The sequence below is a fragment of the Mesorhizobium sp. genome, from assembly GCF_017306585.1.
Taxonomy (GTDB): domain Bacteria; phylum Pseudomonadota; class Alphaproteobacteria; order Rhizobiales; family Rhizobiaceae; genus Mesorhizobium.
This window is the reverse complement of sequence record NZ_JAFKIC010000280.1, coordinates 1-13430: the sequence shown is the minus strand read 5'-3', so window position 1 is coordinate 13430 and position 13430 is coordinate 1. Positions and strand designations below refer to the sequence as shown.

Sequence of the window (13430 nt, the reverse complement as noted above, 5' to 3'; positions counted from 1 at the left end):
CCGACGCCGACGGGCACGCCCTGTCCGGCCTTGCCGCACATGCCGATGCCGTTGTCGAGCTTCATGTCGTTGCCGACCATCGAGACGCGGTGCATGGCGTCCGGCCCGTTGCCGATCAGCATCGCGCCCTTGATCGGCTGCGTCACCTTGCCGTTCTCGATCATGTAGGCCTCGGTGCAGCCGAACACGAACTTGCCCGAGGTGATGTCGACCTGGCCGCCGCCGAAGGAAACGGCGTAGATGCCGTTCTTGACCGAAGCGATGATCTCCTCCGGCTCCATGTCGCCTGAGGTCATGTAGGTGTTGGTCATGCGCGGCATCGGCTGGTGCGCGTAGCCTTCGCGCCGGCCGTTGCCGGTGGCCTTCATGCCCATAAGCCGGGCGTTCTGCCGGTCCTGCATGTAGCCGACCAGTTTGCCGTCCTCGATCAAGACGTTGCGGGCCGAAGGGGTGCCTTCATCGTCGACGGTGAGTGAGCCACGCCGCTCGGCAATGGTGCCGTCGTCGACGACCGTGACGCCCTTGGCCGCCACCTGTTGTCCCATCAGGCCGGCGAAGGCCGAGGTCTTCTTGCGGTTGAAGTCGCCTTCCAGGCCATGGCCGACAGCCTCATGCAGCATGACGCCCGGCCAGCCGCTGGACAGCACGATGTCGAACGTTCCTGCGGGGGCAGGGACCGCCTCGAGATTGACCAGCGCCTGCCTGAGCGCTTCGCTGGCGGCGTGCTTCCAGCTGTCCTCGATCAGGAATTCGCCGAAAGCCTTGCGTCCGCCCATGCCGTAGGAACCGCTCTCCTGGCGGTCGCCGTCGCCGACCACCACCGATACGTTGATGCGCACCAGCGGCCTGATATCGCGCACCACCTGTCCGTCAGCGCGCACGATCTCGACATGCTGCCAGGAGGCGGCGAGCGAAGCCGTCACCTGGCGCACGCGCGGATCTTCGGCGCGCAACCAGGCATCGATTTCCTGCAGCAGTTTGGCCTTGGCCTCGAAGGACGGCGAGGGGATCGGGTTCTCGTCGCCGTAGAGATGCCGGTTGGTGCGTGCCGGCGCGGCGGCAAGCGTTCCTGAATAGCCGCCCTTGACGGCCGAGACGGCATCCGCCGCGCGCAGCAGCGAAGCCTCGGACAGATCGCTCGAATGGGCGTAGCCGCTGGCTTCGCCCGCGACCGCGCGCAGGCCAAAGCCCTGATCGGTGTTGAAGTTGGCGGTCTTCAGCCGGCCATTGTCGAACATCAGCGCCTCGCTCTCGCTGTATTCGAGAAACAGTTCGCCGTCGTCGGCTCCCTTGAGCGTGTCGGCGACGATCCGCTTGATGCGATCGTCTGAAATGTCGAATTGGCCGGTGAGGCTGTTCATGGCAGGTCCATCCGCGGGAGAGGCTATTTTTCACCACGATGTAGGCGCGAAGTCTCAAGGAGACAATCGTCGCGCCCTGATCCCACCGACAAAAGCGGTTTCGGACCGCCTGGAAGCGATCACTTCTGATTAACGAAGTCCTTGATGTCGCTTGTCATCGAATCCCAGTTCGAGAACTGCTCCTCGAGGTTGGATTTGGTGATGCCCCCGGCGAAGCTGACGTCCATCTTGAAGTTGGAGCCGTCTCCGGAAAAAGCCTTCACCCAGCGGTATTTCTTGTTCCACTCATTGGCTTGCTCGACCGTGAAGGCATCGGTGTAGCCCGAGGAGAACTGGATCGACTTGCAGTTCTCGTGGTTTTCGCAGCCATAGAAATAGATGACGTACTTCATCCCCTGGAGCCGGCCGGAGACCATCGGGTCGCCGCCATCGTCCTTGTCGAGCTTGGCCGAACCATATCCCTTGGCGATCTCGACGATCGCGGCCGGATCGGGCTTCTTGATGATCTCGACATCGTCGGCCAAGGCAAACGATACCGCGCCGGCCGAAATCAGACCGGTGGACAAAAGCAGAGAAAACGAGCGCATGATAACCCCCAACGCCAAAACCCAAATCCCGCGGGAATTCTGCGTCAGGACAGGGTTTTCCGCAAGCGCCAACCGTCAGGGAAGTGCGGCGAAACCTTCGGCGAAACCCTTGAGGTCGACAGGAATGCCAATGCCTTCTTCCGGGGTCTGGAAGACGATGAAGGTTGCCGAAGTACCGGTCTTCAGCGTGTCGAGCAGCGGCTTTTCTAGGATCACCTCGGCATAGCAGCCGTCCTGGAAGCAGCGCACGAAATAGGCGCGGCCGATATCCTTGCCGTCGACATTGAGGCCGAGCCCGTTCGGCAGCAGCACACCAAGGGGCGCGAGCACGCGCAGGATTTCGGCCTTGTTGTCGGCGGTGCGCAGCACGACCACGGACAGCCCCATCTCCGGACGGTCCTCGGCGACGACGTTCTGCATCATCACGCATTGTTCTGATGTGGCGCCGGCGGGCGTATCGCAGATGATCGACCATGCGCCATGCGTCGAGCGCACCGTGCCGCTCGGCTGGGCGGCATTGGCGTGGCCGGAAAGCAAAAGACCGGCCGCGCATAAGGCGGCGAGAAACACGGCGTTCGCCAGGGACCTCGAAAGTCCCTGTCGCGTATACCCCGGTCTTGAAAGCCAAGAGTTCATGACGGCTCCATTGCGAATCACGGCACTTTAAGCCGCGCCAATGCCAAGTAAAGGACGAGACGGCGGCTGAACTGTCCTGAAACAGCGCATGCGGCGCTTTTCCCTGCCAAATTCGCCTGAATTGCGACGCCTCGCGCCCCTGGCGGGCACATGAGGCGCGACCCGCCCAGCGCGGGCGAATCGCCACCGTCACCGGCGTCCGCGAAGAGCCTTGGCGGCTTGCGCGCAAAAATGCCGCACAGTTTCCTCCGCTCCTTTCTTGCGGAGGGAAAAAGAGTATGGTTTGAACCACCTTGAGACTGTCCGGGATTCCCGTCCCGGCATTGTTCGTTATTCTCGCGGGGGTACGGCTTGCGAGAAACTGGGAGACGAAGAGGGCGATGAGAAAATTCCTAGCAAGCACGGGTGCTGCTGCCACGTTCCTCGCCAGCGGGGCCGCCTACGCGGACCAGCCAAGGCCGTGGGAGACGGGCTTCCAGGCGCCGGCGACCGACATGATGCGGCAGATCGAGTGGTTCGGAAACTACACGATGTGGTTCATCATCCCGATCACCGTCCTGGTGCTGTTCCTTCTCATCTATTGCATCGTGAAATTCCGCGCGAGCGCGAACCCGGTTCCGTCCAAGACCAGCCACAACACGCTGATCGAGGTGATCTGGACCGTCGGTCCCGTCGTCATCCTGCTTTGCCTTGCCATTCCCTCGTTCCAGCTGCTGACCGCGCAATACACGCCGCCGGAAGAAGCCAAGCTGACGGTGAAGGCGACCGGCAACCAGTGGAACTGGGACTACGAGTACCAGACCGACAACACGCTGACCTTCAATTCGGCTATCCTTCAGGATGGCGACCGCGCCAAGGCCGGCAAGGAGGATCGCTCGATCTATCCGCGCCTGCTCGCCGTCGACAATGAGCTGGTCGTGCCGGTCAACACCATGACCCGCGTGCTCGTCACCGCGACCGATGTCATCCATTCCTTCGCCATGCCGTCCTTCGGCATCAAGATCGACGCCATTCCGGGCCGCACCAACGAGACCTGGTTCAAGGCGGAGAAGGAAGGCCTCTATTACGGCCAGTGCTCGCAGCTTTGCGGCAAGGACCACGCCTTCATGCCGATCGCCATTCGTGTCGTTTCAGACGCGCAGTTCAAGACCTGGTTGGCCGCGGCCAAGACCGATCTGCCAGGTGCCAACAAGACGCTCATGGCCCAGGTCGATGGCCAGAACAAGGTAGCGGCCGCCGGCAACTGATGCCGCGGGTTAGCAAGATTTAGGGAACGGAGCGGAACATGGCAGACGCTGCAGCTCATGACGGGCACGACCACAAGCCGTATCACGGCTGGGTGCGCTGGGTTTATTCGACCAACCACAAGGACATCGGGACGCTCTACCTGATCTTCGCGATCATGGCCGGCATCATCGGCGGCGCGCTGTCCGTCGCCATCCGCATGGAGCTGCAGGAGCCGGGCATCCAGATCTTCAGCGGTCTGGCGCAGATGGTCTATGGCCTGAACGGTGACGCCGCGATCGACGGCGGCAAGAGCATGTACAACGCCTTTGCCACCGCGCACGCGCTGATCATGATCTTCTTCATGGTCATGCCCGCCCTGATCGGCGGTTTCGCCAACTGGATGGTCCCCATCATGATCGGTGCGCCCGACATGGCGTTCCCGCGCATGAACAACATCTCGTTCTGGCTGCTGCCGCCGGCCTTCATCCTGCTGCTGACCTCGATGTTCATGCCGAGCGCACCCGGCGCCTACGGCGTCGGTGGCGGCTGGACGCTCTATCCGCCGCTCTCGACCTCGGGCCAGCCTGGACCGGCCATGGATCTGGCGATCCTGTCGATCCACATTGCCGGCGCGTCCTCGATCCTCGGCGCCATCAACTTCATCACCACCATCTTCAACATGCGCGCTCCGGGCATGACGCTGCACAAGATGCCGCTGTTTGCCTGGTCGGTGCTTGTCACCGCCTTCCTGCTGCTGCTGTCGCTGCCGGTTCTGGCTGGTGGCATCACCATGCTGCTCACCGACCGCAACTTCGGCACCACCTTCTTCGCTCCCGATGGCGGTGGCGATCCGTTGCTGTTCCAGCACCTGTTCTGGTTCTTCGGTCACCCTGAAGTGTACATCCTGATCCTGCCGGGCTTCGGCATCATCAGCCACATCGTCTCGACCTTCTCGAGGAAGCCTGTGTTCGGCTATCTCGGCATGGCCTACGCCATGGTCGCGATCGGCGCCGTCGGCTTCATCGTCTGGGCGCACCATATGTACACGACCGGCCTGTCGCTCGACACGCAGCGCTACTTCGTGTTCGCCACCATGGTCATCGCGGTGCCCACGGGCGTGAAGATCTTCTCCTGGATCGCGACGATGTGGGGCGGTTCGATCTCGTTCAAGCCGCCGATGCTGTGGGCGCTGGGCTTCATCTTCCTGTTCACCATCGGTGGTGTCACGGGCGTCCAGCTGGCCAATGCCGGCCTCGACCGCTCGCTGCACGACACCTATTTCGTGATCGCCCACTTCCACTACGTGCTGTCGCTGGGCGCCGTGTTCGCCATCTTCGCCGGCTGGTACTACTGGTTCCCGAAGATGACCGGCTACATGTACTCGCCCGTCATCGCCAACACCCATTTCTGGGTGATGTTCGTCGGCGTGAACCTGATCTTCTTCCCGCAGCACTTCCTCGGCCTCGCCGGCATGCCGCGCCGCACCATCGACTATCCTGACGCGTTTGCAGGCTGGAACATGGTGTCGTCCTACGGCTCGTACATCGCCGCCGTCGGCGTCGCTATCTTCCTCTACGGCGTGTTCGAAGCCTTCCAGAAGAAGCGGATCGCCGGTGCCAACCCATGGGGCGAGGGCGCCACCACGCTCGAATGGCAGCTGCCTTCGCCGCCGCCGTTCCACCAGTGGGAGCAGTTGCCGAAGATCAAGTAAGGCGGAACTGCGCCCGAATACGAAACCGCCGGTCCGCCGGCGGTTTTGGCCAACGGAATAATGGACTTGAGTACGCATGGCCCTAGTCGACGAAACCAGCATTGACGAAGCGGGCTTCCGCATGTCGGAAGCCACCGCGGGCGATTTCTTCGCCCTGCTGAAGCCGCGCGTCATGTCGCTGGTGGTGTTCACGGCCTTTGTCGGGCTGGTCGCCGCACCCGTGACCATCAATCCGCTGCTGGCGGTGATAGCCATCCTGTCGATCGCCATCGGCGCCGGCGCCTCGGGCGCCCTCAACATGTGGTACGATGCCGACATCGACGCGGTGATGACCAGGACGGTCAGCCGCCCGGTGCCGTCGGGCCGCATCCAGCCGCATGAGGCGCTGAGCTTCGGACTGGTGCTCTCGGTACTGTCGGTGATGACGCTCGGCGTGCTCGTCAACTGGCTGTCGGCGTCGCTTCTGGCCTTCACCATCTTCTTCTACGCCGTCGTCTACACTATGTGGCTGAAGCGCTGGACACCGCAGAACATCGTCATCGGCGGTGCGGCCGGTGCTATCCCGCCTGTTATCGGCTGGGCGGCGGTCACCGGCTCGGTGAGCCTGGAAAGCATCATCCTGTTCCTGATCATCTTCCTGTGGACGCCGCCGCATTTCTGGGCGCTCGCGCTGTTCAAGTCCGAGGACTACGGGCGTGCCGGCATCCCGATGATGCCCAATGTCGCCGGCGAGGCATCGACCCGCCGTCAGATTTTTGCCTATGCGCTTGTGCTGGCGCCGGTCGGCGTGCTGCCGTGGCTGCTCGGCTACACCACGCCTTTCTACGGCGTGGCTGCCTTGCTGCTGGGAGTCGGTTTCGTCTGGTATGCATGGAAAGTGCTCTGCATGGCCGACGACGACCGCGCCATGAAGCCGGCCAAGGCCCTGTTCGCCTATTCGCTGCTCTATCTCTTCGCCATCTTCGCCGCCTATCTGGCCGACAGCGTCGTCGAACGCGCACTTGCCATGGGTGGGGCATGATCATGGCCGAGGACAAGCTTGAAACGGTCGTGCTGACCGAACGCCAGAAGAAGGCCCAGCGCAGCCGCTCGATCGCCATCGGTGTGGCGCTGGCCGTGCTGGTCATCATTTTCTACATCGCGACGATCGTGAAGTTCGGCCACAATTTGTCGGGCAAGATGTGATGAGCACCGGGACCCCAGGAAAGACGGCCGGAAAGAACAGCAACCGCGTCGTCGCGGCTGTCTGCCTTGCCTTCTTCACCGGCATGATCGGCATGGCCTATGCGGCTGTCCCGCTCTACAAGATGTTTTGCCAGGCGACCGGTTATGGCGGCACGACACAGCGTGCCGAGAAACAGTATGCCGGCCGCGTGCTCGACCGCGAGATCACCGTCCGCTTCGACGCCAACATCGCCGGCGTGCCATGGGAGTTCCAGCCGGTGCAGCGCTCGATGACCATGAAGATCGGCGAGACGGTGCAGGCGCACTACAAGGCGACCAACAAGTTCGACCAGCCCGTCACCGGCCGCGCCACCTTCAACGTGCAGCCTGAACTGGCGGGACCCTACTTCAACAAGGTCGAGTGCTTCTGCTTCACCGATACGTCGCTGAAGCCCGGCGAGACGCTGGACATGCCGGTCCTGTTCTACGTGGACCCCGATATCGTGAATGTGCCGGAACTGAAGGACGTGAAGACGATCACCCTGTCCTATACGATGTTCCCGGTCGAGAAGAACAAGCCGGTCGCCTCCTCGGAGCCGACCAAGGGCAATGGCAAGACAGTTTCAGATACCGAAAATCTCGGGGGTTGATATGGCAGACGCGCACGCAAAACATCACGACTATCATCTCGTCGACCCGAGCCCGTGGCCTTTCCTGGGATCGGTAGGCGCCCTCGTCATGGCTTTCGGCGGCGTCGCCCTGATGGAGTATCTGAAGGGCGGCTCGTTCCCGATCTTCGGCTTCAACATCGCCAATCCGTGGCTGTTCTTCATCGGCCTCGTGATTGTGCTCTACACCATGTTCGCCTGGTGGTCGGACACGATCAAGGAAGCGCATGAGGGGCACCACACGCGCGTCGTGTCGCTGCACCTGCGCTACGGCATGATCATGTTCATCGCCTCGGAGGTGATGTTCTTCGTCGCCTGGTTCTGGGCCTATTTCGACGCCAGCCTTTTTGCCGGTGAAGCGCAGAACTACGCGCGTCACACCTTCACCGGCGGTATCTGGCCGCCGAAGGGCATGGAGGTTCTCGACCCCTTCCACCTGCCGCTTTACAACACCGTGATCCTGCTGCTCTCCGGCACTACGGTCACATGGGCGCACCATTCGCTGCTGCATGGCGACCGCAAGGGGCTGATCAACGGCCTGGTGCTGACCGTCGGCCTCGGCATGCTGTTCACGATGGTGCAGGCCTACGAGTACATGCACGCCCCGTTCGGCTTCAAGGATTCCATCTATGGCGCCACCTTCTTCATGGCGACCGGCTTCCATGGCTTCCACGTCATCATCGGCACCATCTTCCTGCTGGTCTGCCTGATCCGGGCGATGAAGGGCGATTTCACCCCCAAGCAGCATTTCGGCTTCGAGGCCGCCGCCTGGTACTGGCACTTCGTCGACGTGGTCTGGCTGTTCCTGTTCGCCTCGATCTATGTCTGGGGATCGGTCGGCGCCGTCATCGAAGGCCACTGATCCGGTCTTGCAATTCCGATTTGAGCAAGGCGGCCGCGGCGACGTGGCTGCCTTCTTCTTTTCGGCGCCTCATCTTCTTTCCAACGCAATGATCGCCGATCCATCCTTGATGCGGCTGACAATTCCCTGGGCGATCTGCCTGTTGATCCTCTTGGCATTTCCGGCCTTTGCGGCCGACAGGGTCGATCTGGTGCGCGTCCACAAGGCGGAGCGGCGGCTTGAACTGATCGGCGCGGGCAAGGTGCTGCGCAGCTACGGCATCGCACTCGGCGGCGATCCGGTCGGTCACAAGCATCAGGAGGGCGATCAACGCACGCCCGAGGGGCATTATGTCCTCGATTGGCGCAACCCCAACAGCATCGCCTACAAATCGATCCATATCTCCTATCCCAATGCCCAGGATCATGCGGCCGCCAGGGCGCGCAATGTCGACCCCGGCGGCATGATCATGATCCACGGCCAGCCGAATGGTTTCGGCTGGTGGGGCTGGCTGCTTCAATTGGTCGACTGGACCGATGGCTGCATTGCCGTTACGGACTCCGACATGGACGAAATCTGGACAATGGTGGCCGATGGGACGCCAATCGAGATCGAGCAATAGCGATGAGTGAAGACAAGGCGATCTGGCCTCCAGTCGAGCCGATTTCGGCCGGCCTGCATGGCCGCTGCCCGCGTTGCGGCGAGGGACGGCTGTTCTCGGGCTTCCTCTCCGTCGGCAAGCGCTGCGTCAATTGCGGGCTCGACTATTCCTTTGCCGATGCCGGCGACGGACCGGCGGTCTTCGTCATCCTGATCATAGGCTTTGTCATTGTCGGCCTGGCGCTCTGGGTCGAAGTGACGCTCAGCCCGCCGCTCTGGCTGCATCTGCTGGTCTGGATCCCGCTGGCCCTGGTGCTGTGCCTGACGGCGCTCCGGCTGATCAAGGGCGTGCTGCTCACCCTGCAATACGCCAACAAGGCGGCCGAGGGCCGGCTGGATCGCGGCGAATGAGCGACGCTTCCATCAAGGAGGGAGGCCGCTCGCGGCCAAGGTCGGCCTTGCTGCTTGGCCTTGGCCTTTTGCTGCTGCTGATCCTGCTGGCGCTCGGCACCTGGCAGGTCCAGCGCCTGCATTGGAAGGAAGGTCTGCTGCAGACCATCGACCAGCGCACCCATTCGGCGCCGAAACCGCTGGCGGAAGTCGAGAAGGAATTCGCCGCGACCGGCGATGTCGACTACACGCCGGTGACCGTCACCGGAACCTTCCTGCATTCCGGCGAGCGGCACTTTTACGCGACCTGGGAAGGCGACGCCGGCTTCAACGTCTACACGCCGCTAGCGCTCGACGATGGCCGCTTCGTGCTGATCAACCGCGGGTTCATCCCTTACGACCTGAAGGATGCGGCCAAGCGCGCCAAGGGGCAGGTGACAGGCAAGGTCACCGTCACCGGTCTTGCCCGCAATCCATTGCCTGGAAAACCGTCGATGATGCTTCCCGACAATGACGTGGGGAAAAACATATTCTACTGGAAGGACCGCGACGTCATGGCGGCGAGCGCCGGTCTGCCGGCGGGGTTCAAGCTCGTGCCGATCTTCATCGATGCCGACAAGACGCCGAATCCGGGCGGCCTGCCAATCGGTGGCGTCACGATCATCGACCTGCCGAACAGCCACCTGCAATATGCCATGACCTGGTACGGGCTTGCCGCCGCGCTTGCCGCGGTATTGGTCCTTCGGCTTCGCCGTCCCGCGAAAGAGACTTGAACGCGGGTGCCCCTTTTTACCGATGCCCTTGACAGGGCAGGGGTAGGCACCTCATTTCGGCGCTGACCAAACGGCTGGGATTCATGCTTCAGACAACCGCCAAACCGCCCCTGACGATCCGGCTCTGCCAGCCGCGCGGCTTCTGCGCGGGGGTGGATCGTGCCATCCAGATCGTGGTGCTGGCGCTGAAGAAATATGGCGCGCCGGTCTATGTCCGCCACGAGATCGTGCACAACCGCTATGTCGTCGAGGGATTGCAAAGCCTCGGCGCCGTCTTCATCGAGGAACTGTCCGAGATTCCGGCCGAACACCGGCAGTCGCCGGTCGTCTTCTCTGCGCATGGCGTGCCGAAATCGGTGCCGGCCGATGCCCAGGCGCGCAATCTCTTCTATCTCGACGCTACCTGTCCGTTGGTGTCCAAGGTGCACAAGCAGGCGATGCGCCACCAGCGGCTTGGCCGCCATGTGCTGCTGATCGGCCATGCCGGGCATCCGGAGGTGATCGGCACCATGGGCCAACTGCCGGAAGGCGCTGTTACACTGGTCGAGACCGAGGCCGACGCCGCGAGGCTCGAACCCGCCGATCCCCACGCGCTGGGCTTCGTCACCCAGACCACGCTTTCGGTCGAGGACACCGCCGGCATCATCCGCGCGTTGCGGGAACGCTTTCCCGACCTGCAGGCGCCGGCGGCGGAATCGATCTGCTATGCCACCACCAACCGCCAGGAAGCGGTCAAGGACACAGCCCCGGGCGCCGATCTCTATCTGATCGTCGGCGCTCCCAATTCCTCCAATTCGCGCCGCCTTGTCGAAGTGGCGGAGCGTGCGGGCGCCACCATGTCGCTTCTCGTACAGCGCGCCGCCGAGATTCCATGGAATGACATCGGCAGCATTTCGACGCTTGGCCTCTCGGCCGGGGCGTCGGCGCCGGAAATCATCGTCGACGAGATCATCGACGCGTTTCGCCAGCGCTTCGATGTGACGATCGACCTGGCCATCACGGCCACCGAAACGGAGGATTTTCCGGTCATGCGGGTATTGCGCGATGTCGAACTGACGCCGGCCGACATGGCCTTCGTCAACGGGGCCGCGTAAGGCACATGGCGGTCTATACCGACGTTGCCGAGGGTGAACTCGGCGCTTTCCTCAGGCACTATCCGGTCGGCGATCTCCTGTCCTACAAGGGCATTGCCGAAGGCACCGAGAATTCGAACTTCCTGCTGCACACCTCGACCGGCTCCTACATTCTGACGCTTTATGAAAAGCGGGTCGAGAAGGCCGATCTGCCGTTCTTCCTCGGGCTGATGGGTCATCTCGCCAACAAGGGTGTGTCGTGCCCGCTGCCGGTGACCGCGCATGACGGCAGCGTCATCGGCACGCTGGCCGGCCGGCCGGCGGTCATCATCACCTTCCTCGAAGGGCTTTCGCTGCGGCGGCCGACAGCGACGCATTGTGCCGAGGTCGGCAAGGCGCTGGCGGCCCTGCATCTTGCCGGCGCCGATTTTTCGATGAAGCGTCCTAACGCGCTGGCCATCGATGGTTGGCGCAAGCTTTGGGACGCATCCCGCGACCGGGCCGACGAAGTCGAACCGGGACTGGCGGCCGAGGTCAATGCCGACTTCGCCGATTTCGAGCGCCATTGGCCGAAGGGTCTCCCTGAAGGCATCATCCACGCCGATCTCTTCCCCGACAACGTCTTCTTCCTCGGTGAGAAGCTTTCCGGTCTGATCGACTTCTATTTCGCCTGCGACGACCTTTACGCCTACGACGTCGCCACCTGCCTCAACGCCTGGTGCTTCGAGAAGGACTTTTCCTTCAACCTCACCAAGGGCAAGGCGCTGCTGGAGAGCTACCAGAACGTACGCCCCCTGAGCGTGCAGGAGAAGGCGGCGCTGCCAATGCTGGCGCGCGGCTCGGCGCTGCGTTTCATGCTGACCCGGCTCTATGATTGGCTGACCGTTCCCGATGGCGGGCTGGTCATGAAACGCGACCCGACCGAATACATCAAAAGGATGCGCTTCCACCGGGCGATCAAATCGCCTTCGGAATATGGATTGGCCGAAAACGGGGTGTCATGAGCAAGCAGGTTGAAATCTTCACCGACGGCGCCTGTTCGGGCAATCCCGGTCCCGGCGGCTGGGGCGCGATCCTGCGCTTCAACGGCGCCACGAAGGAGCTTTCCGGCGGCGAGGCCGAGACGACCAACAACCGCAGGGAATTGCTGGCCGCGATCTCGGCGCTGAATGCGCTGAAGGAGCCATGCACCGTCGAGCTTCACACCGACAGCAAATATGTCATGGACGGCATTTCCAAGTGGATCCATGGCTGGAAGAAGAACGGCTGGAAGACCGCCGACAAGAAGCCGGTCAAGAACGGTGAACTGTGGCAGGCGTTGGATGAAGCCAACCGCCGCCACAAGGTGACCTGGAACTGGGTCAAGGGCCATGCCGGTCACCCTGAGAACGAACGCGCCGACGAATTGGCGCGGGAAGGCATGGCGCCGTTCAAGAAGGGGTCCTTCAAGCCGGCGTCAGCGTCGAAGCCGGACGGCCAGCCAAGGCAAGCTTCGGCGCCCAAGGTGCGCCGATCGACGCAGAGTTACTGAGCTCTGGGAGCGAATGGCAGCTCTCAGGCTGGTTTCACGCCCCGTCGTTCTCCAGTTTGAAGATTTCGGAGCCATCGCCGCTCGATAGCAGGCCCGTCTTTGCATAGAGATTGAGCTTGGCTCGGGTGTCCGCGATGTCCAGGTTGCGCATGGTCAGCTGGCCGATACGGTCCGCGGGCGTGAACGCCGCATCCTCCACCTTTTCCATGCTCAGCCGTTCCGGCGCATAGGTCAGATTCGGGCTCTCGGTGTTGAGGATCGAGTAGTCGTTGCCGCGGCGCAGCTCCAGGGTCACCGCGCCGGTGATTGCGCGCGCCACCCACCGCTGTGCGGTTTCGCGCAGCATCAACGCCTGGGAATCGAACCACCGTCCCTGATAGAGAAGCCGGCCGAGACGCATGCCGCTGATCCGGTATTGTTCGATCGTATCCTCGTTGTGGATGCCGGTGACGAGGCGCTCGTAGGCGATGTGCAGCAGCGCCATGCCGGGCGCCTCGTAAATGCCGCGGCTCTTGGCCTCGATGATACGGTTCTCGATCTGGTCGCTCATGCCAAGGCCATGACGGCCACCGATGGTGTTGGCTTCAAGGAACAGCGCCACGGGATCGGCGAATTTCTGACCGTTCAGCGCGACCGGCTGCCCCTCTTCGAAGTGCACGACGACAGTCTCGGCCTCGACGGCACAATCGGCGCGCCAGAACGGCACACCCATGATCGGATTGACGATTTTGATGCCGCTGTCGAGATTCTCGAGATCCTTGGCCTCGTGCGTTGCTCCGAGCAGATTGCTGTCGGTCGAATATGCCTTCTCGTCGCTCATCTTTTAGGCGAAGCCGTGCTCGGTCAGGAAAGTCGACATCTCCGTGCG

The 13430-nt window shown here is 62.5% G+C and carries 15 protein-coding genes and 1 pseudogene; 12 read left to right on the top strand and 4 right to left on the bottom strand.

Features of this window, described 5'->3' with window-relative positions; genetic code table 11:
* The 3 genes from tldD to J0I79_RS32275 all read right to left on the bottom strand — a co-directional run.
* The coding region (gene tldD, locus J0I79_RS32285) for a metalloprotease TldD (protein WP_292869334.1) at positions 1-1361 on the bottom strand (1361 nt) is incomplete at its 3' end.
* Between the two features lie 119 nt (positions 1362-1480).
* Entirely contained in the window at positions 1481-1948 is a 468-nt protein-coding gene (locus J0I79_RS32280) for a YbjN domain-containing protein (protein ID WP_292869331.1), read from the bottom strand.
* A 75-nt stretch (positions 1949-2023) separates the two neighbouring features.
* Entirely contained in the window at positions 2024-2584 is a 561-nt protein-coding gene (locus J0I79_RS32275; protein ID WP_292869328.1) for an invasion associated locus B family protein, read from the bottom strand.
* 380 nt (positions 2585-2964) lie between these two features.
* Here J0I79_RS32275 and coxB point away from each other — a divergent pair, with 380 nt between their 5' ends.
* The 12 genes from coxB (at position 2965) to rnhA (ending at position 12562) form a co-directional block, all read left to right on the top strand.
* Positions 2965-3831: a cytochrome c oxidase subunit II gene (coxB, locus tag J0I79_RS32270; RefSeq protein ID WP_292869325.1), complete on the top strand. Its 867-nt coding sequence runs from the start codon at positions 2965-2967 to the stop codon at positions 3829-3831.
* Between the two features lie 38 nt (positions 3832-3869).
* The gene (gene ctaD / locus J0I79_RS32265) at positions 3870-5522 is read left to right on the top strand and encodes a cytochrome c oxidase subunit I (protein ID WP_292869322.1); all 1653 of its coding nucleotides are present in this window, start codon (positions 3870-3872) and stop codon (positions 5520-5522) included.
* Positions 5523-5598: 76 nt separating this feature from the next.
* Positions 5599-6543 carry a heme o synthase gene (locus J0I79_RS32260; protein ID WP_292869319.1) on the top strand — a complete coding sequence of 315 codons (945 nt, stop codon included), beginning with the start codon at positions 5599-5601 and terminating at the stop codon, positions 6541-6543.
* A gap of 2 nt (positions 6544-6545) precedes the next feature.
* The gene (locus tag J0I79_RS32255; RefSeq protein ID WP_292869341.1) at positions 6546-6707 is read left to right on the top strand and encodes a hypothetical protein; all 162 of its coding nucleotides are present in this window, start codon (positions 6546-6548) and stop codon (positions 6705-6707) included.
* A complete protein-coding gene (locus tag J0I79_RS32250; protein ID WP_292869317.1) occupies positions 6707-7336 on the top strand; it encodes a cytochrome c oxidase assembly protein in 630 nt (209 codons plus the stop codon). The genes J0I79_RS32255 and J0I79_RS32250 overlap by 1 nt, the downstream gene beginning before the upstream one ends.
* Position 7337: 1 nt before the next feature.
* Positions 7338-8216 carry a cytochrome c oxidase subunit 3 gene (locus J0I79_RS32245; protein WP_292869314.1) on the top strand — a complete coding sequence of 293 codons (879 nt, stop codon included), beginning with the start codon at positions 7338-7340 and terminating at the stop codon, positions 8214-8216.
* A 109-nt stretch (positions 8217-8325) separates the two neighbouring features.
* The gene (locus J0I79_RS32240) at positions 8326-8817 is read left to right on the top strand and encodes a L,D-transpeptidase family protein (RefSeq protein ID WP_292869337.1); all 492 of its coding nucleotides are present in this window, start codon (positions 8326-8328) and stop codon (positions 8815-8817) included.
* Between the two features lie 2 nt (positions 8818-8819).
* Entirely contained in the window at positions 8820-9206 is a 387-nt protein-coding gene (locus J0I79_RS32235; RefSeq protein ID WP_292869311.1) for a DUF983 domain-containing protein, read from the top strand.
* Entirely contained in the window at positions 9203-9958 is a 756-nt protein-coding gene (locus tag J0I79_RS32230) for an SURF1 family protein (RefSeq protein ID WP_292869308.1), read from the top strand. The genes J0I79_RS32235 and J0I79_RS32230 overlap by 4 nt, the downstream gene beginning before the upstream one ends.
* Positions 9959-10041: 83 nt before the next feature.
* The gene (gene ispH / locus J0I79_RS32225; protein WP_292869305.1) at positions 10042-11052 is read left to right on the top strand and encodes a 4-hydroxy-3-methylbut-2-enyl diphosphate reductase; all 1011 of its coding nucleotides are present in this window, start codon (positions 10042-10044) and stop codon (positions 11050-11052) included.
* 5 nt (positions 11053-11057) lie between these two features.
* Positions 11058-12035: a homoserine kinase gene (locus J0I79_RS32220; RefSeq protein WP_292869302.1), complete on the top strand. Its 978-nt coding sequence runs from the start codon at positions 11058-11060 to the stop codon at positions 12033-12035.
* Entirely contained in the window at positions 12032-12562 is a 531-nt protein-coding gene (gene rnhA / locus J0I79_RS32215) for a ribonuclease HI (protein ID WP_292869299.1), read from the top strand. Before J0I79_RS32220 ends, rnhA begins: the two co-directional genes overlap by 4 nt.
* 34 nt (positions 12563-12596) lie before the next feature.
* Here rnhA and argG read toward each other — a convergent pair.
* Positions 12597-13430: pseudogene (gene argG / locus J0I79_RS32210) on the bottom strand (argininosuccinate synthase); the annotation flags it as partial.